Source organism: Nonomuraea longicatena (assembly GCF_039525605.1).
Taxonomy (GTDB): Bacteria; Actinomycetota; Actinomycetes; order Streptosporangiales; family Streptosporangiaceae; genus Nonomuraea; species Nonomuraea longicatena.
In genome coordinates this window covers 161,130-185,647 of sequence record NZ_BAAAHQ010000004.1, presented here as the reverse complement: position 1 = coordinate 185,647, position 24,518 = coordinate 161,130, and the positions used below count along the sequence as shown (strand labels likewise).

Below are 24,518 nucleotides of genomic sequence, written 5' to 3'. Positions count from 1 at the left end.
CCCGCAAGCCCGCAAGCCCGCAAGCCCGCAAGCCCGCAAGCCCGCAAGCCCGCATCACTCCGTGATTCTGCAGAGCCCATGTTTCACGTGAAACGGCGTGCAATGGGGTCGAGGTCGACGCGGGCCCGCCGAGAGCGTGGTTTCACGTGAAACCGGCTACTGGCGTTCCGACTTCGACGTGGGCCCGCGTGTTTCACGTGAAACTAGCGATGTGGTCCGTGCATGTGGTCAGGAACTGAATCACGACTCCTTTGAGGATTCGACGGTTCGGCTACCTCAAGGCGGCCTTCTGAATGGAGGAGAGGAAGTCGTCCACCTGTGCTGGAGTGGTGTCGAAGGCGGTCATCCACCGAACCAGACCCGCCCTCTCGTCCCAGTAGTGGAACCGGTAGTGCCCAAGTAGCTCCTGCGAGACGGCGCGGGGGAGTGAGGCGAAGACTGCGTTGGACTCGACTGGATGGACAACCGCTACCTCCGGGAGCTCTGCGAGCCCGGCCGCGAGACGCTGGGCCATCGCGTTGGCGTGGGAGGCGTTCTGGCGCCACAGGTCATCGGTCAGTAGCGCGGATAGTTGGGCGGCCAGGAAACGCATCTTGGAAGCCTGCTGGAGGGATTGGAGGCGAATGTAGGGGCCGCCCTCTTGTAGTGACGGGTCGAGGAGGACGACGGCCTCGGCGCCCAGGGCGCCGTTCTTGGTGCCGCCGAAACTGAACACGTCGACGCCGGCATCGGTGGTGAACGCGCGTAGGTCGCACCCGAGGAAGGCAGCTGCGTTGGCGAGCCGGGCGCCGTCCATGTGGAGCCGGAGGCCGTGTGCGTGGGCTGTCTCGGCCAGGGCGGTGATCTCGTCGGGGGTGTAAGAGGTGCCGAGTTCGGTCGCCTGGGAGATCGAGACGACCTTCGGTTGAACTTCGAAGCGAACGCCCAACGTATGGATGCGGCTGACGATGTCATCAGGGCGGAGCTTGCCGTCTTCGGTGGGTACAGTAATGATCTTGTTGCCCAGGAGGCGTTCGGTTGCGCCGGTTTCATGGGTGGTGATGTGGGCACTCTCAGCGCAGATGATGCCGTCGTAGCGGCCCAGCATGAGGGCCAGCCCGACGATATTGGCTCCGGATCCGTTGAACACGGGCAACGCTTTGGCCTGTGCGCCGAAGACCTCGGTGATCTGACGCTCGAAGGTGGCGGTCCACTCGTCGTCGCCGTACGCGGGGGCGTCGCCGACGTTGGCTGCCAGGATGGCCTGCAGGACGGCGGAATGAACGCCCGCGTGGTTGTCGCTGGCGAAACTCTTGGGATACCTCGCATCGTTCGTCACCCGGCTCACGCTACTGACCGATCAGCCCTCCAACCAGAGATCAACGACCGAATCGCTGGACGCCTGTGGACGGACGTCAGGATCGCTGATGGCTTCTGGGAAGCGGATACCCGTCGGGGTGTCGGCTACCCGAAGGCTGAGGCGGATTGATTTTGGGCTCCACCACGGCTCTGCTTCATCACCTCGTATCTCGGATACACGGAGGGATCACTCTCGATCGGCGCCGAACTCTAGGTCGGCGGAGCATACGGGTAGCCGGGCGAGGTTCCGGAAGAGGTGGGGAGTTCCGAACGAAGCCTGACGGGCGGAACGGCGGGTGAGTCCAGGAGAGGACCCCGACACCCCGGGGTGCGTGAGATCAGGGAAGTACAGCGGGAAGTCGTAGAAGGCGGGGAGGAGCGAGGATCGCCGTGTTGGGCGGCGAAGCGTCGCGCAACGAGCCGGTAATGACCCTTGCCCGCTTGTAGTCGGGGGAGACAGTGCGTCGTGATTCACGAAGGTGGTCGCCCCGGTGGCGGGCGACTTCGGCCGGGCGGTGTTCGCAGACGTCCACCCAGGAACAGCGTCTCCACCCAGGCCACGTGCCTGAGAGCCAGTCGTTCAGGCTAGCTGTGGTGAGTGCAACTGGGCGCTACGTGGCGGACGGTGACACTGCCGGCCGACTCGGCGATGAGGGGCAAGAACCTCTGCGAAAGCTTGTCACGATCGCGCCGCCGGTCGGCTAGGGTCCTGGTGCCGGGGTGCCGGGGTGCCGGGGTGCCGGGGTGCCGGGGTGCCGGGGTGCCGGGGTGCCGGGGTGCCGGGGTGCCGGGGTGCCGGGGTGCCGGGGTGCCGGGGTGTGTTTCACATTGACTGCTGGCGTTTCAGACGCGCCTTACCGATGGCGTTCAGAATCACGCCCCAGAGCAGTAGGACATTGGGCCACTGCGCCCACGAAATGGCGCTCATCTCGCCGGAGAGCAGATTCTGGACGGTGGCATACGGGGTGAGCCAACTTTGCGCTGAGTGGAGGGCGTCCACGCTGCCCAGGAGGAACCAGGTGCCCAGCGGCAGAACGATGCTGGCGAGAGCCGAGACACATGTATGTCGTGGATGCCGTGCTGTGGGGAGGTGGCGAGTTCGAAGACGGCGGCGGCGAGGTCAGTGGGTGGTGAGGAAGCCGACTTCGTCGCGGCTGATGGAGTCGGTCCCGGCAGGACAACCCGGCGCAAGCCGGCCTGTATTCGTCGGGTTGTAGAGGGATAAAGGCGACAAAGAGCGCGAGACCGGGTGGGTAGACGCCCGGAACAGGGCTCTCTGGCGGGGTGGACAGGTGGGGTGCCGGTCGAAGTGCGCCGCAGAGCGGTGAGGGCGAGGGCGAGGGCCTGTTGTGGAGCTGCTGGACGCGCGTGGCTGTCGTCGGTGATGCCGAAGGCGGGCGGCTGGACAGCTTCGGATGCGGGGACGGCGGGGCGCCCGCTCCGGTCGAGGTGGTGCTCGGGAGCGCACGGCGCGAGGCGGTGGATGTGTGGGTCCGGGCGGTCGGGGCGCCGTCGGTCACGGGTGCGAGGTGCCGCGTGGTCTCACGATGGTGGTGGGCGCAGGTGAGTGGGTGCTTGCGAACGTGAGGGGAGGTGGTGAGGGGATTTCCTTGGTGAAAGAGTGAAGAAATCTTCGCAGTTGCGGCTCGTTCGTGGTTGGTGGTGCGCTTGACCAGACCTGGCGTTTGCGGAGTAGTTGGGTGGCCCGCTCCGCCAAGGCGGCGGTGCGGGCGGAGGAGGTCAGCGGGTGCTGGCCGATTCCAGGAGGCGGCGGCAGAGGGTACCCAGGTCGCGGCCAGCGGATTCGACGGCCATGGGGAAGAGGGAGGTTTCGGTCATGCCGGGGGCGACGTTGACCTCCAGGAAGTGGGGGCGGTCGTCGGCGTCGACGATGAGGTCCGTGCGGGACAGGTCGCGGAGGCCGAGGGCGCGATGGGCCGTCACGGCCATGGTGGCGCAGGCGGCGGCCGCAGCCTCGGAGAGGCGGGCCGGGGCGAAGAACTCGGTGTGTCCGGCGGTGTAACGGGCGGCGTAGTCGTAGACGCCTTCGTCGGGGACGATCTCCACGGCGGGCAGGGCGATGGGGCCGTCGCCGAGGTCCACCACCGAGACGGCTACCTCTACGCCTTCGACGTACTGCTCGATCAGGGCCGTGTCGCCGTACGCGAAACAGCCGACCATCGCGGCGGGCAGTTCTTCGGCGGTGCGGACGATCGAGGCGCCGAGCGCGGATCCGCCGCGGGACGGCTTGACGAACAGGGGGAGGCCGAGGCGGTCGATGATGCGGCCGAGGACCACGGAGGCGCCGAGGTCGTGGAACGTCTCCTTGGGGAGGGTGACGGAGGCGGGGGTCTGGATGTCTACGGAGCGGACCACCGCCTTCGCCGTCGGCTTGTCGAAGGCGACGCGGCAGGCGTCGGGGCCTGCGCCGACGTAGGGAATGTTGAGAAGTTCGAGGACCGAGCGGATGGCGCCGTCTTCGCCCGCGCCGCCGTGGAGCGTGACGAAGACCGCGTCCGGAGGGTCGGCCAGCACCGACGGGACGAGGGAGCTGTCGGTGTCGCGGGTTTCGACGTCGATCCCGGTCGTGCGCAGCACCTCGCTGACTCGGCGTCCTGAACGCAGGGACACTTCCCGCTCGTAGGAGAGCCCGCCTGCAAGTACGAGCACGTGTCCCAGTTCGCCCATCACATCTCCTTCAGCTGTCCGCCGTCCAACGCTACCGGTCCTCACCGACCATTGCGCTCCTCCCTCATCGGCGCAGGCCCTGATGTGTTATGGGGGGCGTGGGCTGACTGAGCGGCGGGGGATGGGTGTTTGGCACGGCCCGCGCGCGGAGCGGGGCGGCGTGCGGTGCTTCCAGGCGTTGTGGTGGCGGAGTTACTCTCACGGCCGCCATGCCCTGGGAACAGGTCAGAATCGTCGCTCCCGTGGATACGACCGGAATGTCGCGCCCTCGTACGGTCCCCGGCGCCGACCTGGCAAGGTAACCAGGACGGCGCACTCTCGTACGGTCCTCAGCGCCGACCTGGCAGAGATAACCAAGACAGGGCCCTCGGGCGGTTCCCAGCGCAAAGGTAACCAGGACGGCCCGCCCTCGTACGGTTCTCAGTGTCGACCTGGCAGAGATAACCAAGACAGCGCCCTCGGACGGTTCCCCAGCACCGACCTGGCAGAGATAGCCAGGACGGCACCCTCGGGCGGAAACCCGGCGCCGGCCTGGCAAGAGAGTAACCAGGGCGGCATGGCGGTGGGATGGGGTGGGGGAGAGGAGCGTGCCTCTGGAGGTCGTTAGCGGGTGGCGGTGGGTGGGGTAGGGCGAGCTATGCAAACCACGCCCCACCATCGGCGTGCCTGCTGTACCGCCCGGCTCGCCCGTAATCAGTGGAGAGTTCCGCTTACCCCCACCCGGGTCAGGCGAGGTCTGGGGCGGGGGTGTCGACGCCTGGGGGGATGGGCGGTGGGGTGGTGCCAAAGGTGTCGCGGAGCTGGAGTTCCTGGTCGATGACGCCGGCCAGGCGGCGGACGCCTTCTCTGATGCGGTCCGGCTGGGGGTAGCAATACGACAGGCGCATCTGGCGGGCGCCGCTGCCGTCCGAAAAGAAGCCGGTGCCCGGGACGAACGCGACCCGCTCCGCCACCGCGCGCGGCAGGATGGCCTTGCTGTCCAGTCCTTCGGGCAGGGTGGCCCACACGAAGAACCCGCCTGCTGGGCGGGTCCAGGATACGCCGGGTGGCATCAGCACTTCGAGGGCGTCGAGCAAGGAGTCGCGGCGCTCCCGGTACAACTCCCTGAAGGTCTTGATCTGCTCGCGCCAGGGCTGCGTGGCGAGGTACTGGCCGACGGCCAACTGCGTGAACGACGAGTGGGACAGCACCGCCGACTCCATCGCCAACACCAGTTTGTCGCGGATCGCGTGCGGTGCGAGGGCCCAGCCGACGCGGAATCCCGGCGCCAGCGTCTTGGAGAAGGAGCCGAGATAGACGACTCCGTCGGGATTGTCGGCGCGGAGGGCGCGCATGGGCTCGCCGTCGAAGCCGAGCAGCCCGTACGGATTGTCCTCGACGATCAGAACGCCCGCACGCTGGCAGATGTCGAGCACCTGTTGGCGGCGGGCGTGGTTGAGGGTGACGCCCCCGGGGTTGTGGAACGTGGGGATCGTGTACAGAAATTTGACCGTGTTTCCGGCGGTTTTGAGCGCGTAGAGCGTTTGCGCCAGCGATTCCGGCACCAGACCCTGATCATCCATCGTGACATGGACGACTTTGGCCTGGTAGGCGCTGAACGTGCCCAAAGCGCCCACATACGACGGGCCTTCGGCGAGCACCACGTCGCCGGGGTCGATGAAGATCCGGGTGATCAGGTCCAGGGCCTGCTGCGACCCCACTGTGACGACCACGTCGTCCGCCCCGGCCTCGATCCCCTCCATGCGCATGACCTCGCAGATCTGCTCACGCAGGTGCGGATCGCCCTGGCCGGAGCCGTACTGGAGGGCGACCGGGCCGCGCCGGGTGACCAGATCGGCGACCAACTCGCCGACCAGGTCGAGAGGGAGGGCGGTGACGTACGGCATGCCGCCGGCCAGCGAGACCACCTCGGGCCTCGATGCGACGGCGAAAAGAGCTCGGATCTCGGAGGCGACCATCCCGGCTGCCCGTGCGGCATACCGATCGACGTAGGCATCGATGCGCGACCCTTGGGGCGCGGGCGTCTGACCGTGATCCTGCTCTTCTGTCACGGTCCACCTCCTAAGGTGGGTAATTGTGCCGAGAGTCCAGAGTACGTGACCGGTCATGAACGCCGTGCACCCGCTCCCGGCTTCCTCACTGGGCTACGATGCCAGCTGGGGACGCGGATTTCGCGCGCTTTTCCGGGTCAACGATTGGGGCCGTAATTGTCGCGTCGGCTGGTCAACATAACCCTGGACAATCTTGACGATTTGCCGCGCCGCTGTCGGCGGTGCGTGTTCTGGGAGCTGGACCCCATGAGCGGGGAGCGGGCCGCCGACGCCGGTGACCCGGGCTTGGAGAAAGAGGCGTGGATCTCCGGCACACTGCTCGAATGGGGCAGTTGCGGGAAGATCGTCTATGTTGACGGGGTTCCCGCCGGGTTCGTGCTGTACAGCCCGCCGCTCTACACTCCGCGATCGGTCGCCTTCCCCACGTCACCGGTGAGCGCCGACGCGGTGCTGCTCATGACCGCCCACATCATCCCCGAGTTCTCGGGGGGCGGCCTCGGGCGGATGCTGATCCAGGGAGTGGCGAAGGACCTGACGCGGCGCGGGGTCAAGGCCATCGAGGCGTTCGGCGACCTCAAGTGGGAGGAGCCGAGTTGCGTGGTCCCGGCGGAGTATCTGCTGTCTGTGGGGTTTAAGACGGTACGGCCGCATTTGCGGTTTCCGCGGTTGCGGTTGGAGCTCAAGACGGCCGTGTCCTGGCGGGAGGACGTGGAGGTCGCCCTGGAGCGGTTGCTGGGGTCGATGTCTCCGGAACGCGCGCTACGTCCTGTATGACCCTCAGGAGGCTATGACCCCCTCTGAGGCTATGAACAAACCCTTCGTAGGCGCCGAGGAGAGGTCTCAGCGGACGTCGTGGCTGCGGAAGGCAGTGAGACCGCCTGACCCCATCCCAATGAGGTAGCTCCACAAGGAGCAGCCCCACAAGGAGCAGCCCCACAAGGAGCAGCCCACAAGGAGCAGCCCCACAAGGGGCTGTCCCACAAGGGCGGTTGGAGGTGTGGGGCGGGCTTCGGTCACGTCGGCGAACGGTATGCGTCAGCGAAGCGCTGAGTGTCGGTACATGTCGCACATCGGCGGAGACCGCGTCGAGCGCGTGCGGACGGTCCACGACCGGCGGCGATACGCGACCGGCGAGGGACAAGGGCCGTGATCAGAACCGGCCGGTGATCGGGGTTGCGTCCGCGGAAGTGCTGTACGGGTCACAAGCGTGGCAGCCGTGATATGAGACCGGCTCATGACCAACGGAGCCTGCGATCCGAGCAACGCACCCGAACGGCACGCACAGGACGATCAGGGCGGCCCGCGTTGGCACAGAGGAACGATCAGGGCGGCCCGCGCCGGCACAGAGGGACCGGACGATCAGGGCGGCCCGCGCCAGAACAGAGAGAGGCCCGGGACCGTATCGGTACCCGGGCCTCTCGCGCGGAGGGGATTAGATGATGCCCTCAAGCTCGCGCAGCAGCAGCCTCTTCGGCTTGGCGCCGATGATCTGCTTGACGACCTCGCCGTCCTTGTAAACGTTGAGCGTCGGAATCTGCAGGACTCCGGCCTCACGCTGCACCTGCGGGTTCTCGTCGATGTTCAGCTTGACGATCTCCAGCTTGTCGCCGTACTCCTGGTAGATCTCCTCAAGGATGGGCGCGACCTGACGGCACGGCCCGCACCACTCGGCCCAGAAGTCGACGAGTACGGGCTTGTCGCTCTTGAGGACCTCTGCCTCAAATGTGGCGTCGGTTACTGCCTTCATTGGTTGCGCTCCTCTACTTCTCGTTGGTGGCGAGCCAGCGCTCGGAGTCGAGCGAGGCCGAGCACCCCGTGCCCGCCGCGGTGATGGCCTGCCGGTAGATGTGGTCGACGACGTCACCGGCGGCGAACACACCCTCGATGTTGGTGGCGGTCGTGGGCGCGGTGACCTTGATGTAGCCGTCCTCGTCGAGGTCGATCTGCCCCTTGACCAGGTCGGTGCGCGGGTCGTGGCCGATCGCGATGAACAGCGCGTCGGTGGCGAGTTCGCTCTCCTCGCCCGTCTTGAGGTTGCGCAGCTTGACCGCCTCGACCCGGTCCTGGCCGAGGACGTCGGTGACCTCGGTGTCCCAGATGAAGCGGATCTTCTCGTTCGCGAACGCCCGCTCCTGCATGATCTTGCTGGCGCGGAGCTCGTCACGACGGTGGATGACGGTGACCATCCGCCCGAACCGGGTCAGGAAGGTGGCCTCCTCCATCGCGGTGTCGCCGCCGCCGACGACCACGATGTCCTTCTGCCGGAAGAAGAAGCCGTCACACGTGGCACACCAGGAGACACCGCGTCCGGACAGTCGCTTCTCGTTGTCCAGGCCGAGCTCGCGATAGCCGGAGCCCATGGCCAGGATCACCGAGTTGGCGTAGTAGGTGTCGGTGTAGGTCTTGACGACCTTGGGGTTGGCTTCGAGATCGACTTCGATCACGTCGTCCGCGACCAGCTCGGCGCCGAAGCGCTCGGCCTGCTTGCGGAGGTTGTCCATGAGGTCGGGGCCCATGATGCCGTCGGGGAAACCGGGGAAGTTCTCCACGTCGGTGGTGTTCATGAGCGCACCGCCTGCGGTGACCGAGCCCTCGAAGACCAGCGGCTTGAGTTCGGCGCGCGCCGAGTAGACCGCAGCCGTGTAGCCGGCGGGGCCCGACCCGATGATGATCACGTTACGAACGTCGCTCAACGCTCTCACGCCTTCCTAGTCTCCGGTTGCTGTCGCGTCAACAGATCCTAGAGCGTGGTGATTCCCGCCTTTGTCCGCGAAACGAAAGAGCCCGCCGAAGCGGGCTCTGACGCGGGGCTCTTCTTTACCAGCGGCCCAGGGTGGGCTTGCGGAGGTTCTTGCAACTGAACGGGTCGACGATGTCGAGCCGGACCTGGTTCTTCGGCTGGCTTCGCCAGGAGGCGACGATGAGCGCCTCCGAGCCGTTGTACTGGCCCTGGTCGACCGCGAAAGGCTTGATCTTGGAACGGGCGGCGACCCTGTTGACGCACTTGGTGACGTCGGCGGCCTTGGCGCCGCCGAGCACCTCGGCGTTGCCGAGGAAGCTGACCATGGGGCGCTTCAGGTCGCTGTCGCTGTAGTTCCAGTTGCTGTCGGTCAGCGCGTACCCCCGGCCCTTGCCCGTCTCCGCAGGGGGAGCGGGCGGCTGCTCGGCGGCCAGATGTGTCGCGGTTCCTCCTTGCTGTGGGCTGTTGGAGGCGGTCGTGAGCACCCCGCTCGTCATGAGCACGGTGCCGCCGACGACCACCGCCGCGGCGGCCGAGGCCATGGCGGGCAATGCCCACCTGCGCCTGCGAGAGGCCCGCGTGCGAGCCGGCACGATGGTGCCGTCGTCGGACACCACGCCCAGCCGTACGGGCTCCGGTGCCTCGGCTGCCGGTTGTTCCCACGGGGCGTCGCGCATGAGCTCGTCCCAGTCGGGCTTCTCGGCGAGGCCGATCGCGCCCCGCTGGGCTTCCTCGGCCAATGCTTTGTCGATGCGCAGCGTGACACCCATCGGCATAGCCGGTGTGGGTGTGGCCGCGAGCACCTCGCGAACCGCCGCCAGGTCGGCCAGGAACGCCCCACAAGGGGTGCATACCGCGAGATGTTCGCGGACCTGACGTGCTGTGTCGGCGTCTAGGAGACCCTCGGCCAGCTCGGCCAGAATCTCCAGATCGTAGTGCGTATCACCCGTCACGAAGTTCTGCTCCCTTCGCGGATGAGACGCGAGTGAGGTCTGAACGGTTCCGTAGATGCGAAAGAATCGGGGCAAGTTTCGCGCGCCCTCTGGCACAGCGGCTCTTCACGGTTCCACTGGGCACTTGTAGTACCTGAGCTGCGTCTTCGACGGAATAGCCCATCATGTCGACCAGGACGAGCGCGGCTCGCTGGTCGGCGGGCAGCAGTTTCAACGCTGCTGAAACTTCCATCGAGACCTCGCGCTCAAGCGTCTGGTCGGGCAACGGGGTGTCGCGTTCGGCGGCTTCGATGAGTTCGTCGTCGGCCACGGGCCGGACGGACTTGCGCCGCATCCGGTCGAGGCAGGCGTTGACCACGATGCGGTGCAGCCAGGTGGTGACGGCGGCCTCACCGCGGAAGGTGCTCGCCTTGCGATAGGCGGAGACGAAGGCGTCTTGTACGGCGTCGGCGGCCTCGTCGGGATCTCCGAGGGTGCGCAACGCGACCGCCCACATGCGGTCCCTGTGCCTCTTGACTATCTCGCTGAACGCGTGTGGATCCCCGTTGGCGTGTGCGGACAGCAGCTCGGCGTCGGAACGCTCGGCTGCCGGAGGTGTCTCGGGTGGGGAGTTCACAAGGGTGATCCTGTGTTATGCCGATCCTGGGGAATGCACGACTACGTCATAGATGGTGCCATGAAACCCCCCGCTGTCTGCGGGAAGACGCGTAAACCAGATCAAAACGTACCTGCCGGTCGCCTCTTGATCGGGTGTCAGAGTGACCTTGCCGGCGGCGTCCTTCTCCTTGGCGACGGCCTTCAGCGAACCGAGGTCGGGGGAGTCGCCCACCCTCAGCTCGACCGAGGCGCCCCTCGCCTGGGAGATCGACGCCACCACGTCGCTGATCTGCATGGACTTGCCCATGTCCAGCAGCAGGCCGACCCCGTCCTTGAGGCCGCCGAGTTCGGCGTCGTTGTAGTTCTCCGTCTTCCAGAAGGTGCTCGGCTTGCCGTCGATGGCGAGGCCCGCCATCGGGGTCTTCTCCATCTTGTCGCCCAGCGGGTCGAAGCCCTGGGCGTCGACCGGCTTGACCACCTCGGGCGCGACGGACGGCCTGCCCTCGGCCGAGGTCGTCGGCTGGTTGCCGGTGTCGGGGCCGGTCGGGCTGCCCAGGCTGCGGCCGATCGTCCACGCGCCCACGCCCACGGCCGCGATCACGAGGAGCACGACCACGGCCATCAGCATCTTGTTGACGGCGCTGCTACGGCCCTTGGGCGGCCGGGGCGGCGCCATCAGCGGGGCCTGCATGGTGCGCCGGACCTCGATGCCGTCCGTGGACGGACCGGAGGAGATCTGGACCGACGGCGCGGGCTGCGGGTAGGAGATCGGGATCGGCATCGGCCTGGCGACGTCGGCGAGTGCGGCGGCGACTTCGGCAGGACTGATGAGGGCCGGCTGCCCCTTGCGTGACTCGGGGAGCGCGGCCCTGATGGTGACGGCGTCGAGATAGCCGGGCACACCGGCTGTCACCTGGCGGGGGCTGCAGAAATGCCCGTCGATCATCGGGGCGGCCTGCAGCCCGCCTTCTTCCTCGTCGCCCGGCCAATGGCCGGTCAGTCCGGCGTAGAGGAGGCGGCCGAGGCCCTCGGCGTCCTCGTGGCCCGGATGGTCGGTGGTCAGTCCGGCCAGGGACGCCTCCACGGCGACGCCGAGCACCTTGACCGTGTTGCCCGTCGTCCACACCAGGTGGGAGGGGCGCAGGCACAGGTGGTAGAGGCCCGCCTCGTGGGCGTGGGCGATGGCCTCCGCGGCCTCGGCGACCAGCCCCGCCGCCCGGTCGGGTTCGAGCGGACCGGCGGCCAGCAGGTCGGACAGCGTCTCGCCGGTCACCCACTCGCTGACGACGTAGGCGTGGTCGTCGTCCTGGGCGGCGTCGAAGACCTGGGTGAGGCGGGGGTCGGTGAGGCGGCTGGCCGAGCGGGCGGCGGTGACGACCTCTTGGACGCGCGGGAAATCGGGGGCGAAGGTGAGGACGGCGACCGGCCGGGCCAGGATCTCGTCGATGGCCTTCCACAAGGTGGCGCCGTCCGACTCGCTCACGCGGTCTTCCAGCCGGAAGCGCTCGGCGAGGCGAGTGCCCGGTTCGACCGCCGACGTGCTCACTGACCTTCTCCGCTCCGCCGTGCGGGCGTGCTCATCCACCGGTCGGCCCGCGTGGTCGTGTCCCACGTTGGCACGCTATGCCGGGTGGATCCGCCCACGCCCCTCCTGCTTCCGTTCGCGCGTGTCGAGCACCATCGTAGTGCCGTACCCGGGTGAACCAGTGATTGTTTACCGGCCTACCCGCCCCGCGACCATTCCAACGATCGAGTTGACCTCCGGGATACGGATCTTGTGCGCGACCGCCAAGTAGAGCAGGCCGCCGAGCCCTCCGCCAACCGCGAGGATGATCAGCGAGTTGAGGAAGGCGAGCTGGCCGAAGGCCAACTGCGTGACCCACACCGCCGCCAGTGCCAGCACCGCGGTGGGCAGGGCGGCGAGATACATCCTGGTCAGCGCCATGCCGATGGTCCAGCCGCCGAGGCCGTGGACCCGGCGGGAGGCGAGGGTCCAGGCGATGATCGCGCCGAGCGCGTAGGCGACCGCGTAGGCGAACGCGAGCCCCATCACCAGATATCTGGCGGGCAGCGCCGCGTTGGCGACCAGCATCAGCAGCGCGCTGGCCGCGGTGGTGCCCGCGCCGACGAAGACCGGGGTGCGGGTGTCGCCGAAGCTGTAGAACACGCGCAGCAGCAGCTGGAAGATCGAGAACGGCATCAGGGCCAGGCCGTACACCTGCAGCACGTTACCGATGTAGACGGCGTCGGCGACGCCGGTCTCGCCGTGGGCGTAAAGCGGCACGGTGATCGCGGGCCCGAGCACCATGAGCAGCAGCGAGGCGGGCACCATCACCGAGGAGATCAGTCTGACGCCGGAGCCGAACTCGGTGCGTACCTCGTCGAGCCGTCCGTTGGCGACCGACCGGCTCATCCGGGGCAGCATCGCGGTGATCACCGAGACGCCGACGATCCCGTAGGGGAGCTGGAAGAGCTGGAAGGCCAGTGTGTACGGCGTGATGCCGTGGCCGGACACCTCGTTGCCCGCCGCGCTGGCCAGGTTGGTGATCAGCATGAAGCCGAGCTGGGAGACCACGACGTATCCGATGGTCCAGCTACCGGCCTTGGCCATCTCGCCGAGCCCGGCGTTGCGGACGTCGAAGCGGGGCCGGAAGGAGAAGCCGATCCGTTTGAGCGCCACGACCAGCACACTCGCCTGGGCCACGATGCCGAGGGTGGTGCCGAGGCCGAGGACCGCGAGGTCGAAGTCGGTGATCTCGTTGATGTCGCTGCCGCCGGAGTACAGGAGGAAGACGACGATCACCACGACGTTGTTGATCACGGGCGCCCACATGGGCGCGGCGAACCGGTCGCGGGTGTTGAGGATCGCGCCCGCGACCGAGCCGATGCCGAAGAAGGCCAGCTGCGGCAGGATGAACTGGGCCAGCAGCACCGCCACCTGGAACTCGCGGCTGCCGCGTGGCCAGGCGGTGTAGAGGTCGATGAGCAGCGGCGCCGCGACGACCGCGAGGATCGCGACCGCGACCAGCGCGACGGTCGCGAGTGTCAGCAGCCGCTGCTCGTAGGCGCGGCCGCCGTCGGGGTCGCGCTGCTGCGCCTTGACCACCATCGGCACGATCACGCTGCTGAGCACGCCGAGCAGGAGCAGGTCGAGGATGGCGTAGGGGATCGCGTAGGCGGCGTTGTAGGCGTCGCCCAGCCCTCTGACGCCGATCGCGGAGGCGAGGACCATCGTGCGGACGAAGCCCGTCACCCGTGACACCATCGTGCCCGCGGCCATGATCGCGCTGGCGCGCATCAGGCGGCTCATACCTTCTCGCCCTCCCGTGTCTGAGCGCCGCGCGCAGGCCGCCGTTTCGATCGGACGCGCAGGATGCGCGTCACCACCGCGGCGAGCATGACCGTCAGCGCGCCGCCCACGATGACCAGGGCGATGCCGGTGTAGCCGGTGGTTCTGATGGTCAGCTCGACGGGCTCGCCGTACGGGAGGCCGCTCTCGGTCTTCAACCGGACGGTGACCGTGGAGTCGCCGCTGGTCTTGACGTTCATCGGGACCTGGAGGACCCCGCTCTGCCCGGGATTGATGACCAGCCTCTTGGGGTAGTCGGGAGCGACTTCGAGGAATTCGTGGTTGTTGGCGGTGACGTCGACGAGCAGTGTCACCGAGTGGCTGAGCTGGTTGCGCACGCTGATGGGGAACTGGCCGTCGACGCCCGCGAGTGTGCGGGACTGGTCGCGGCTGGCAGCGGACATGGTCACCCGCGCCAGCCGCTCGTCGATCTTCTCCTTGACCTGCTTGCTCGCGGTACGGCCGGACTTGGAGGTGCGCCAGGCGGCGGAGGTCAGGCGGAGGACCGCGGCGTCGAACCCGGCCGGTTTCCGGTCGGTGGTGATCTGCGTGGCGAGGTCGGCCTTCGCCGCGATCTCCTTGACCGGGTCGAGGTACTTCTTGGAGAGTTCTTCGCGCTGGTCCTGCTCGGTGTAGTAGAGCCCGCCGCGCGGGGTCTGCACCTTGGGCGCCTTCATCGAGCCGAGTGGCACCGGCGTCAGCCACGGCAGCTTCGCGGCCGTCTTCAGCAGGCTCGACACCAGCGCCGGATCGGGGTTCCAGCGTCGCGAGGGCGCGACCACGAGGTTGCGCGCGCGGACCTGGCCGGGCTCTGCGGCGATCACGGCGGTCTCCGCGATGAACCGCTGCCGGTTGATCACGGCCCCGCCGCCCGCGCTGCCGTCGAGCTCGAAGGTCTGGCTGAGGGCCTCGTCGGGCAGCAGCGCGGTGACCGGTCCGGAAACGCTGTCGAGCGTGGTCGCCCCGTCGAGGGTGGTCGTGGGAGGGACGGCGGGGGGGACGTTGGCCGGGTTGAGAAGGACGGTGCCGACCTTGCCGACCGACAGCAGGTCGAGCGCGTCGTCGTCGAGTTTGCCGCCCACGGGCCAGTTGACGTTCGTGGGGATCACGCGGCCGAGATGGCGGCCGGCCGCGCTGCCGCCGACCGTGATCGCCTTGTCGACGCCGGCGTCGAACCCCTGGTGGGCGAGGGCGGTCACGTCGGGGTCCGCGTACGGCACCGCCACGACGGGCACGTCGGCCAGCGACTCGCGGATCGTGCCCAGCCATGCGGCTGCCGCCGGGTTGGCGGGCTTCTTCGCCTCCTTCACGACGTACTCGGAGCTCATCGCCTGGAGGTCGTCGAACAGGCCGGGCTCCATGAACCAGGTGACGTTCTTGGGCGCGGTCTTGGCGATCTGGGCCAGGTCGGCGAGGCGCCCGCCTGGTTTGAGCTCGGCAGACAACCGGTCGTCGAGGAAGGTGCCGTCGGAGGAGCGGTGGGGCTGGTCGAGGAGGGGCAGCGCGACCGCGAGCCGGTTGCGCGGCAGCTTGGGCGCGGTCAGCGGGGCGAAGGTGACGAAGGTGTGCACCTTGGCCAGCGGCTGCCAGGTCGCGTTGATCGAGACCAGCTCGACGGTGATCGGGTAGACGCCGAAGGTCTGCATGCGCAGCTGGGCGGGCGTCATCGTGAACTGCCACTGCGCGGTGGCGCCGGGCTCCAGCGCGGGGATGGTCATCGAGGAGGTCGGCGAGGCGTTGGGCAGTTGCTGGTCCTGGTCGGCGGCGAAGGTGGCGAGGGCGGCCCGGTCGGTCAGCGGCCGTCCGGCCTCGGAGTAGCGGACCCGCACCTGGAGGCCGGACTGGGCGGTCGTCGAGCCGTTGCGGATCGTGCCCGACACCTTGATCACGTCGTTGGGCCTGCGCGGCAGCTCCGGGGTGATCGCCTGCACGGACAGGTCGATCGTCTGCCTGTTCGCCGTGACCGTGGCCGTACTGACCGCAGCCTCACTGGGCGTTGCGGCCGCCGTGGGGGCGAGCAACGCGGCGGACAGGACTGCGAGAAGCGTGGCCTTTCTGATCACGCGTCAGTCCGTGGTGGAGTACGGCGCACGCCCGCAATGGTACGGGCTCGGTGTCGTGTCGCGACCGCGAGTCGCGGCGGCAGGGCCGGATCCGCCGACTTTCCCGCAGTGTGCGGCCGAGATCGTTTCGGGTGGTTCGTCCGCGCACGTCATGGGGCGCGAAGGCGTACGATCTCATGATGGACCTGGTGTCCTCGGTCCACGACCCCGACGCGGTGTGGCTCGGGAGATACGTTCAGCAATGCGCGAGAAGGACCAATCCAGCTTGCCTCAGTCAAATCCGCTCCCCCACAAGATCGCGCCCGTGGCCGACGAGCTCGGCGAGTTGTTCGCGGCGCGCGGGCACGAGCTCGCCCTGGTCGGCGGCTCGGTGCGCGACATCCTGCTCGGCCGTGCGGGCAACGACCTCGACCTGACCACCGACGCCCGTCCCGAGCGGGTGCTGGAGCTCGTCAAGGACTGGGCCGACTCCGTCTGGACCATCGGCATCGACTTCGGCACCGTCGGGGTGCGCAAGGGCGGGTGGCTGCTGGAGATCACGACGTACCGCAGCGAGTCCTACGACCCCAAGTCGCGCAAGCCCGAGGTCGTCTACGGCGAGACGCTCGAAGCCGACCTCGCCCGCCGTGACTTCGCGGTCAACGCGATGGCCGTGCGCCTGCCCGCCCACGAGTTCGTCGATCCGTACGGCGGCGTCTCCGACCTGTCCGCGCGGCTGCTGCGGACGCCCGCCACGCCCGAGCAGTCCTTCGGCGACGACCCGCTGCGCATGCTGCGCGCGGCCCGGTTCGCGGCGCAGCTCGGCTTCACGGTGGCGCCGGAGACGGTCGCCGCCATGACGGAGATGGCCGAGCGCATCGAGATCGTCTCCGCCGAGCGCATCCGCGACGAACTGGACAAGCTCATCTGCGGCGCCCAGCCGCGCGCCGGGCTCACGCTGCTCGTCGAGACGGGGCTGGCCGCGCGGGTGCTGCCCGAGCTGCCCAAGCTGCGGCTGGAGATCGACGAGCACCACCGCCACAAGGACGTGTACGAGCACACGCTCACCGTGCTCGACCAGGCCATGGCGCAGGAGGAGGACGGCAAGGCCGATCGGGTGCTGCGCTGGTCGGCGCTCATGCACGACGTCGGCAAGCCCAAGACCAGGCGCCACGAGGCGGCGGGCCGGGTCTCCTTCCACCACCACGAGGTCGTCGGCGCGCAGCTGACCCGCAAGCGCATGACCGAGCTGAGGTTCCCCAAGGACATCGTCGCGGACGTGTCCCAGCTGGTGGAGCTGCACCTGCGCTTCCACGGGTACGGCACGGGCGAGTGGACCGACAGCGCGGTGCGCCGCTACGTGCGCGACGCCGGTCATCTGCTCGACCGTCTCCACAAACTGACCAGGGCCGACTGCACCACCCGCAACAAGCGCAAGGCGGCCGCGCTGTCGCGCACCTACGACCAGCTTGAGGAGCGCATCGCGCGGCTGGCCGAGCAGGAGGAACTCGCCAAGATCAGGCCGGAGCTCGACGGCAACGACATCCAGCGCATTCTGGGCGTCGGGCCGGGGCCGGTGATCGGCCGGGCCTACAAGTTCCTGCTCGATCTGCGGCTCGACAAGGGCGTCATCGGAGCGGAGGCGGCCGAGGCGGCCCTGCTGGAGTGGGCGCGGGGCCAGAAGTAGTCGGGTGCGCGGGGACCTCCCCGCGTGCGCTCACTTGGTCGCCGGTACGCGCGAGCGCAGGGTGAGCGCCCGGTAGCCCAGGGCCGCGACCACGTAGCCGACCGCCATGATGCCGACCGCGAGGTACGACTTGCCGTTGGGCGGCAGGATCAGCGCCGCCAGGCCGGCCGCCAGGACGTACATGCCGTTGAACAGCATGTCGTAGATGGAGAAGGCGCGGCCCAGGTAGGCGTCTTCGACGTCGCGCTGGACGGCGGTGTCGGCGCAGATCTTCACGCTCTGGCCCGCGATGCCGAGGAAGAACCCGGCCAGCAGCAGCCCCCACTCCACGAACGGCGTCACCAGCAGCGCCGTCAGCACGCCGGCCGACGCCAGGGCGATCGGCACCCAGCGTTCCAGCGTGAACCGGGCGGTCGCCCACGGGGTGATGAACACCGCCAGGAAGTAGCCCACACCGGACGTCGCCACCACGAGCGTCGCGCCGCGCAGCGCGGCCTCGACGTCGCCGTCGGTGAAGTAGTAGCGGTAGAGGATGATGCCGAGGGCGGTCGCGATGCCGTACAGGAAGCGGTGGGCGGCCATGGCGCCCATGGTGGCGGCGGCGACGCGGCGGCGGCCCAGGTGCTTGAGGCCGTCGGCCAGGCCGGCGAGGACGTTGCGCAGCGCCTCGCGGGCCTGCGGGCGGCCGGGGTCGAAGGAGGGGCCGAGGAGGTCGCGGTCCATGGTGCGGGCGATCAGGGCGCTGCCGCCGAACACGACGGCGGAGGTGGCGAGGAGCAGCGCCGTGCCGACGTCGTCGCCGCCGAAGACCCCGCGCAGCAGGAAGCCGAGGCCGACGCCCACGAACGTCAGGACGGTGCCGGAGGTCGGGGTGACGGCGTTGGCGGCGAGCAGGCGGTCCTTGGGGACGACGTGGGGCAGCGAGGCGCCGAGGGCGGCCAGGAAGAAGCGATTGACGCCGAGGACGGCGAGGGCTGCGGTGTAGAACCACACGTCGGGGACGTCGGCGGCGAGGAGGGCGGCGGCCAGCAGCAGCAGGACGCCGCGCACGATGGGGGCGACGACCAGGATCTGGCGGCGGGACCAGCGGTCGATGAAGACGCCGACGAAGGGGCCGAGCAGGCTGTAGGGGAGGAAGAGGACGGCGAGACCGGCGGCGATCTGGAGGGCGGTGGTCTGCTTCTCCGGGCTGAAGAAGGCGAACCCGGTGACGCCGAACTGGAAGATTCCATCCGAGAACTGGGAGACCAGACGGGTGCCGAACAACCGTCGATAGTCCCGGCCCTTCAGGACCACACGAAGATCGGCAACAAACGACACTCAGTCAGCCTACTTCTTCTCCAGCGCGCGGTTTCTCCCTGGCGGGGGCGGGGGGTTCTCTGCTAATGCGCGCGTCTTTCTCTCCATTACGGCGAAGCCCTTCTCACGCCCACCCGCCGCCGTGGGTGGGCGTGGGAGGGCTTCGCCGTGACGGATGGGAATTTATGGGACAGCGGCCCGAGAAAGACGCCCGCAGTCACGTACGCTTCGGTCTGTGACGACTAAGGAACTCGTGGTGTTGGTCGACGGCGAGGGTAACGCGATCGGTTCCGCCCCCAAGGCGTCCGTACACGGCTCCGACACCCCACTCCATCTGGCCTTCTCCAGCTACGTCTTCGACCCCTTCGGCCGGGTCCTGCTCACCAGGCGGGCCGATCACAAGCTCACCTGGCCCGGCGTCTGGACCAACAGTTGCTGCGGCCATCCCCTCCCGGGCGAGCCCGTCGAGCGTGCGGTCCTGCGCAGGCTCTCGCACGAGCTCGGCCTCCACACCGACCGCGCCGACCTGCTCCTGCCTCACTTCTCCTACCGTGCCGTGATGGGCAACGGGGTGGTGGAGCACGAGCTGTGCCCGGTGTACCGGGTCACGGCGACCGCCCCGATCATCGCCAACCCGGATGAAGTGGGCGAGGTGCTGTGGATGCCGTGGGCGGAGTTCACGAACGGCGTGAAGTCCGGGCTTCTCGCGATCTCCCCGTGGTGCCGGGAACAGGTCCCCCACCTGGTCGCCCTGGGTCCGGACCCGCTCTCCTGGCCCACCGTGCCCACGGCGCAACTGCCTCCCGCCGCCCGGGTCTGACCTCCCGGCCCGAAGACCTCCCGGCCCGAAGACCTCCCGCCCCCGAAAACACGAAAAACGCCGACCGGACACCATCTGTCCGGTCGGCGTCGGCGGTTCCTAGCGCTCCACTTCGCCCCGGATGAACTTCTCGACGTACTCCCGGGCCTCGTCGTCGCTGTGCTGCACCGGCGGCGACTTCATGAAGTACGACGACGCGCTCAGGATCGGCCCGCCGACCCCCCGGTCGAGGGCGATCTTGGCGGCCCGTACCGCGTCGATGATGATGCCCGCCGAGTTGGGCGAGTCCCACACCTCCAGCTTGTACTCCAGGTTCAGCGGCGTGTCGCCGAAGGAGCGTCCCTCCAGCCGCACGTACGCCCACTTGCGGTCGTCCAGCCACGGCACGTGGTCGGACGGCCCGATGTGCACGTCCGCCTTGCCCATCTCGTGGGGGATCTGCGAGGTGACCGACTGCGTCTTGGAGATCTTCTTGGACTGGAGCCGCTTGCGCTCCAGCATGTTCATGAAGTCCATGTTGCCGCCGAAGTTGAGCTGGTACGTGCGCAGCAGCTCGACGCCTCGGTCCTCGAACAGCTTGGCCATGACGCGGTGCGTGATGGTGGCGCCGACCTGGGACTTGATGTCGTCGCCGACGATCGGCACGCCCGCGTCGGTGAACTTCTGCGCCCACTCGGGGTCGGAGGCGATGAAGACGGGCAGCGCGTTGACGAACGCGACGCCGGCGTCGATGGCGCACTGGGCGTAGAAGCGGTCGGCGTCCTCCGAACCGACCGGCAGGTAGGAGACGAGGACGTCCACGTTGCTGTCGCGCAGGACCTGGACCACGTCGACGGGGGTCTCGTCGGACTCCTCGATGATCTCGCGGTAGAACTCGCCGAGGCCGTCGAAGGTGTGGCCGCGCTGGACGATCACTCCGGTGGGAGGCACGTCGGTGATCTTGATGGTGTTGTTCTCGCTGGCGACGATCGCCTCGGACAGGTCGCGACCGACCTTCTTGGCGTCGACGTCGAACGCGGCGACGAACTCGACGTCGCCCACGTGGTATTCGCCGAACTTGACGTGCATAAGGCCGGGTACCCGGGCGTCCGGGTCGGCGTCCTTGTAGTAGTGCACGCCCTGGACCAGCGATGCCGCGCAGTTGCCGACACCGACAACGGCTACGCGAACCGAACCCATCGCACTCGCTCCCTTACTCATCTGTGTTATCTCTCAAGGGCTCTTCCGAGGCCCGTCTCTCTGTGGCGATCAGCTCGTTGAGCCAACGCACCTCGCGCTCGACCGATTCCAGACCGTGACGCTGGAGTTCTAGCGTGTAGTTGTCCAGGCGTTCTCTGGTGCGGGCGAGCGCGTTGCGTACGCTGTCGAGCCGCTCCTCCAGCCGGCTTCTGCGACCTTCGAGGATGCGCAGGCGCACCTCTGCCTCGGTGTGCCGGAAGAAGGCGAAGTGGATGCCGAAGCTTTCGTCTTCCCATGCCGACGGCCCTGCCTGCGTGAGCAGGACCTGGAGCCGTTCTTTGCCTTCGGCGGTGAGCTTGTAGACGATCTTCGATCGCCCGCTCACCCGGGTGGGCTGCTCTTCCACGATAAGGCCCTGTTCGAGGAGCGACCTCAGACAGGGATAGAGCGAGCCGTAGCTGAAGGCGCGGAACATGCCGAGGAGCTCGTTGAGCCGTTTGCGCAGCTCATAGCCGTGTAGTGGCGTCTCGTGCAGCGATCCGAGTACGGCGAGTTCCAGCTGTCTGCCCTGTCCGCCGGCCAATGGAACCTGCCTCCTCTCGCACCGATGTATCGAGTCGATACATCCTGAGGATACGTCGCCGCGCTATACGGTCGCAATTAAGGAGTTGGCCAAGACGTTGGGATGAATCGGTAAAAAGCCGTAGTCTGGCGCGCATGTGCTCACAGAGAAGGGTGGTGGACTACGGCCTTGCCAAGCAGGCGGTGGTCCGCGCGGTGCGCTCAGGTCGCACCTCGGCCCAGGACGTCTGCGACGCACAGCCGTACCTCCTCCGCGCCGCCCGACATGCCGGCGAGCCCACAGAACGGCGTTGCCCGCTGTGCGAGCAGGAGAATGTCACCAACGTGACCTATGCGTACGGAGAGGGCCTCGGCCGCCATGCCGGTCAGGCAAAGGTCACATCAGAACTCGTCGAGATGGCCCATGATTACGACGAGTTCAGGGTGTACGTGGTAGAGGTCTGCCAAGGTTGTTCCTGGAACCACCTGGCGTTGTCGTACGTTCTCGGCACCGGCCCGCCGGACCTCGCCGGCCAACCGTGAGACCGAGGGCGGCGAGCAGCCTCACGCCCACCCGCCGTGTTATCCGACGACGATGCGAGGACGTGTGAGTTACAGCAGCAGTGAAGGGACGGGACGCCAAGGGAGGCGCCGTCGCTCCGGCTCACCCCGCTCCGTGCCCCAGGGGCAGCAGCAGGGCGGCGAGTCGAGCTGGGACACCTCGCAGCCGAGCCGGCGGCCGGAGGCGGCCTACGAGGAGACCGGCCAGATGGCCGCGCACCAGGACGGCCCCCCCCGGCGCCGTGAACCGGTCCAGCGCCAGGACACGGCCGTCCACCAGCGTGAGTCCGCCGTGCACCGCCAGGAGACGATGATCGCCCAGCCGCCCCGCCGCAGCCGGGGGCGCGGCGGCGCCGAGGGCCCGCCGCAGCCGCCGACCGGCCCGCCCGGAGGCGGCGGCAAGGGCGACAAGCCGAAGTGGCGCCGGTTCCTGCCCAGTTGGAAGCTGGTGGTCGTCGGCTTCGTCGTACTGACTGCGGGCGTCTTCGCCATGGTCATGGTCGGGTACGCCAACACGGCGATGCCGAACCAGCAGCAGGTCCAGGACAGTGTGGACGACCAGGGCAGCATCATCCGGTACTCCGACAAGAAGATCCTGGCCCACCTCGGCACCAAGCGCATCCCGGTGGATATCAAGGACGTGCCGGTGCACGTGCAGGACGCCGTGATCGCCGCCGAGAACTCCGGGTTCCGCGATGACGCGGGCATCTCCTTCACCGGCATGCTCCGCTCGCTGTACAGCACGGTCAGCGGCCAGCAGGTGCAGGGCGCCTCGACCATCACCCAGCAGATGGCCCGTAACTACTACGACGGCCTCTCGCAGGAACGCTCGGTTCAGCGCAAGATCAAGGAGATCTACGTCGCGATCAAGCTGAACAAGGAGCTGTCCAAGGACACCATCCTGATCCAGTACCTCAACACCATCTACTTCGGCCGGGGCGCGAACGGCATCGGCGCGGCGGCCAGTGCCTTCTTCGGCAAGAAGGTGAACGAACTCACCCCGGAACAGGGCGCCTACCTCGCGGGCCGCATCCAGAACCCGGACGCCTTCGACCAGGCGGAGCAGGCAGGGAAGCCGGCGGCGACCCAGGAGCGCTACGAGTACGTACTTAAGCAGATGGCCCAGCTCAACCAGAAGGACTACGGCCAGTTGCTCGCCAAGTCCCCCACCGCCCCCAAACTTCGTAAGAAGTGGGACAAGGACTACTACAAGGGCATCGAAGGCTACATGATCGAGGCCGTCGTCAACGAGTTCAAGGCCAAGACCGGGCTCTCCGAGGAGGAGATCAAAACCGGCGGCTACGACATCACCTCGACCTTCGACAGGAAGCTGATGTACGCGGCCAAGGCCGCGGTCAACCAGCACACGCGCGGGCTCACCGGCGAGATCAATGCCACGCTCGCCACCGTCGACCCGAGGAATGGCCGCGTGATCGCCTTCTACGGGGGCGACGACTACGCCAAGGACGCGTGGAACGACGCGTTCCTGTCTCAGAAGCAGGCCGCCTCCGCCTTCAAGCCGTACGTGTTGGCGGCGTGGCTCCACGAGGGCTACAGCCTGCGCAGCTTCCTACCTGCCAAGGGCCCGCTCAAGCTGGAGAACACCACGCCGATCGACAACGACCACGCGACCAGCGCGTCGGCGATCGACGTCGTGGCGGCCACCAAGGACTCGATCAACACCGCCTACGCGAAGATGGGGGAGAAGGTCGGCCTCGACAGCGTCATCGACATCGCCACGCGCGCCGGCCTCAACAAGAAGCGCCTGCTCGATGCCAGGGAAGAGCACAACTACCTGATCACGATCGGTTCCAACCCGGTCACCGTCGTTGAGCAGGCGGGTGGCTATTCGATCTTCGCCAACAAGGGCAAGCACTTCGAGAACCACGTGATCATCGAGGCGAAGAAGCGGCAGAACAAGAAGGACATCGTCCTGCCCGAGACCAAGAAGGTCGTCAACGTGATCTCGGAGGAGGCCGCGGCCGACGCCAGCGCGGCCCTGGAGGCCGTGGTCAAGCAGGGCACCGGCCGCAATGCCGCTCTGTACAACCGGCCCGTCGCGGGCAAGACCGGCACCAACAACGGTAACAAGGAAGCCTGGTTCGTCGGCTACACCCCGCAGCTCTCGACCGCCGTCGGCATGTTCCGCCAGGAGTGCAGGACGAAGTCGGGCAAGGTCGTCCCGCCGCGCAACGACACCTGCCCGTGGTACCGGGGCAAGGACTCCTCGAAGGAGAAGAAGTACACGCCGCAGAAGCCGTACACGACCCCCTTTGAGGTTGGGCTCGGCGCGGGGTTCCAGGGTGCCACCTACCCGGCGGCCATCTGGAAGACGTTCATGACAGAGGCGACCAAGAACATGCCGGTCGAGCAGTTCCCCGCGCGGGTCGACGGCGGCGTTCCCGAGAACCTCGCGCCCAAGCCCGAGCCTAAGCCGGCCAAAACCGAGCAGCCCGAGGACGACGGGACCGACCCCGACAGTGGCTGCAACCCGTTCGAGGCGGACTGCGACGAGGGCGACGCCAACGACCTCGACACCGCGGCGGACCCCGGTGACACCTCGAACATGGGCGAGGACATGATGGGCGGCGGTTCCGACGGCCGCACCGTGCCCGACCCCATGCCAGGCAGGCGCGAAGACGGATGAGGCCGC

19 protein-coding genes are annotated in these 24,518 nt (G+C 67.9%); 5 read left to right on the top strand and 14 right to left on the bottom strand.

Going from position 1 to position 24,518, the window contains the following annotated elements; genetic code table 11:
• Positions 1 to 271 precede the first annotated feature (271 nt).
• The 4 genes from ABD120_RS06170 to ABD120_RS06155 form a co-directional block, all read right to left on the bottom strand.
• Positions 272 to 1,318, bottom strand: coding sequence for a threonine aldolase family protein (locus tag ABD120_RS06170; RefSeq protein WP_343948716.1), 1,047 nt, complete (start codon positions 1,316 to 1,318; stop codon positions 272 to 274).
• Between the two features lie 843 nt (positions 1,319 to 2,161).
• Entirely contained in the window at positions 2,162 to 2,338 is a 177-nt protein-coding gene (locus ABD120_RS06165; RefSeq protein WP_343948715.1) for a hypothetical protein, read from the bottom strand.
• A gap of 740 nt (positions 2,339 to 3,078) precedes the next feature.
• Positions 3,079 to 4,026, bottom strand: a complete 948-nt coding sequence (locus ABD120_RS06160) for a D-alanine--D-alanine ligase family protein (RefSeq protein ID WP_343948714.1) — start codon at positions 4,024 to 4,026, stop codon at positions 3,079 to 3,081.
• Positions 4,027 to 4,751: 725 nt separating this feature from the next.
• Positions 4,752 to 6,077, bottom strand: coding sequence for an aminotransferase-like domain-containing protein (locus ABD120_RS06155; RefSeq protein WP_425563929.1), 1,326 nt, complete (start codon positions 6,075 to 6,077; stop codon positions 4,752 to 4,754).
• Between the two features lie 246 nt (positions 6,078 to 6,323).
• Between ABD120_RS06155 and ABD120_RS06150 the strand changes: the two genes are divergently transcribed.
• Complete coding sequence (locus ABD120_RS06150) at positions 6,324 to 6,851, top strand: GNAT family N-acetyltransferase (protein WP_425563928.1); 528 nt, start codon at positions 6,324 to 6,326, stop codon at positions 6,849 to 6,851.
• A gap of 658 nt (positions 6,852 to 7,509) precedes the next feature.
• Here the strand turns inward: ABD120_RS06150 and trxA are convergent.
• The 7 genes from trxA to ABD120_RS06115 form a co-directional block, all read right to left on the bottom strand.
• Entirely contained in the window at positions 7,510 to 7,824 is a 315-nt protein-coding gene (gene trxA, locus ABD120_RS06145; protein WP_343948712.1) for a thioredoxin, read from the bottom strand.
• Between the two features lie 13 nt (positions 7,825 to 7,837).
• Complete coding sequence (gene trxB / locus ABD120_RS06140) at positions 7,838 to 8,770, bottom strand: thioredoxin-disulfide reductase (protein WP_343948711.1); 933 nt, start codon at positions 8,768 to 8,770, stop codon at positions 7,838 to 7,840.
• A 124-nt stretch (positions 8,771 to 8,894) separates the two neighbouring features.
• On the bottom strand, positions 8,895 to 9,770 hold the full coding sequence (locus ABD120_RS06135; protein WP_343948710.1) for an anti-sigma factor family protein: 876 nt from the start codon (positions 9,768 to 9,770) through the stop codon (positions 8,895 to 8,897).
• Complete coding sequence (gene sigM / locus ABD120_RS06130) at positions 9,760 to 10,386, bottom strand: RNA polymerase sigma factor SigM (RefSeq protein ID WP_343948709.1); 627 nt, start codon at positions 10,384 to 10,386, stop codon at positions 9,760 to 9,762. The genes ABD120_RS06135 and sigM overlap by 11 nt, the downstream gene beginning before the upstream one ends.
• Before the next feature lie 15 nt (positions 10,387 to 10,401).
• Positions 10,402 to 11,913 carry a protein kinase family protein gene (locus ABD120_RS06125; RefSeq protein WP_343948708.1) on the bottom strand — a complete coding sequence of 504 codons (1,512 nt, stop codon included), beginning with the start codon at positions 11,911 to 11,913 and terminating at the stop codon, positions 10,402 to 10,404.
• A 168-nt stretch (positions 11,914 to 12,081) separates the two neighbouring features.
• On the bottom strand, positions 12,082 to 13,677 hold the full coding sequence (murJ, locus tag ABD120_RS06120) for a murein biosynthesis integral membrane protein MurJ (RefSeq protein ID WP_343948707.1): 1,596 nt from the start codon (positions 13,675 to 13,677) through the stop codon (positions 12,082 to 12,084).
• Positions 13,674 to 15,779 carry a DUF6049 family protein gene (locus ABD120_RS06115; RefSeq protein ID WP_343948705.1) on the bottom strand — a complete coding sequence of 702 codons (2,106 nt, stop codon included), beginning with the start codon at positions 15,777 to 15,779 and terminating at the stop codon, positions 13,674 to 13,676. Before ABD120_RS06115 ends, murJ begins: the two co-directional genes overlap by 4 nt.
• Positions 15,780 to 16,020: 241 nt before the next feature.
• On the opposite strand from ABD120_RS06115, the gene ABD120_RS06110 reads away from it, so the two are divergent.
• A complete protein-coding gene (locus ABD120_RS06110) occupies positions 16,021 to 17,445 on the top strand; it encodes a CCA tRNA nucleotidyltransferase (protein WP_343948704.1) in 1,425 nt (474 codons plus the stop codon).
• A 30-nt stretch (positions 17,446 to 17,475) separates the two neighbouring features.
• Here ABD120_RS06110 and ABD120_RS06105 read toward each other — a convergent pair whose 3' ends face one another.
• Entirely contained in the window at positions 17,476 to 18,711 is a 1,236-nt protein-coding gene (locus tag ABD120_RS06105; RefSeq protein WP_343948703.1) for an MFS transporter, read from the bottom strand.
• A 268-nt stretch (positions 18,712 to 18,979) separates the two neighbouring features.
• On the opposite strand from ABD120_RS06105, the gene idi reads away from it, so the two are divergent.
• A complete protein-coding gene (gene idi / locus ABD120_RS06100) occupies positions 18,980 to 19,564 on the top strand; it encodes an isopentenyl-diphosphate Delta-isomerase (RefSeq protein WP_343948702.1) in 585 nt (194 codons plus the stop codon).
• 99 nt (positions 19,565 to 19,663) lie between these two features.
• On the opposite strand, the gene ABD120_RS06095 is transcribed toward idi, so the two are convergent.
• Both ABD120_RS06095 and ABD120_RS06090 read right to left on the bottom strand, forming a co-directional pair.
• On the bottom strand, positions 19,664 to 20,743 hold the full coding sequence (locus ABD120_RS06095) for an inositol-3-phosphate synthase (RefSeq protein ID WP_343948701.1): 1,080 nt from the start codon (positions 20,741 to 20,743) through the stop codon (positions 19,664 to 19,666).
• Between the two features lie 13 nt (positions 20,744 to 20,756).
• Positions 20,757 to 21,326 (bottom strand): PadR family transcriptional regulator, encoded by a 570-nt coding sequence (locus ABD120_RS06090; protein ID WP_343948700.1) that lies wholly within the window; start codon positions 21,324 to 21,326, stop codon positions 20,757 to 20,759.
• Between the two features lie 134 nt (positions 21,327 to 21,460).
• Between ABD120_RS06090 and ABD120_RS06085 the strand changes: the two genes are divergently transcribed.
• Positions 21,461 to 21,847, top strand: coding sequence for a DUF5318 family protein (locus ABD120_RS06085; protein WP_343948699.1), 387 nt, complete (start codon positions 21,461 to 21,463; stop codon positions 21,845 to 21,847).
• A 133-nt stretch (positions 21,848 to 21,980) separates the two neighbouring features.
• On the top strand, positions 21,981 to 24,512 hold the full coding sequence (locus ABD120_RS06080) for a transglycosylase domain-containing protein (RefSeq protein WP_343948698.1): 2,532 nt from the start codon (positions 21,981 to 21,983) through the stop codon (positions 24,510 to 24,512).
• Positions 24,513 to 24,518 lie beyond the last annotated feature (6 nt).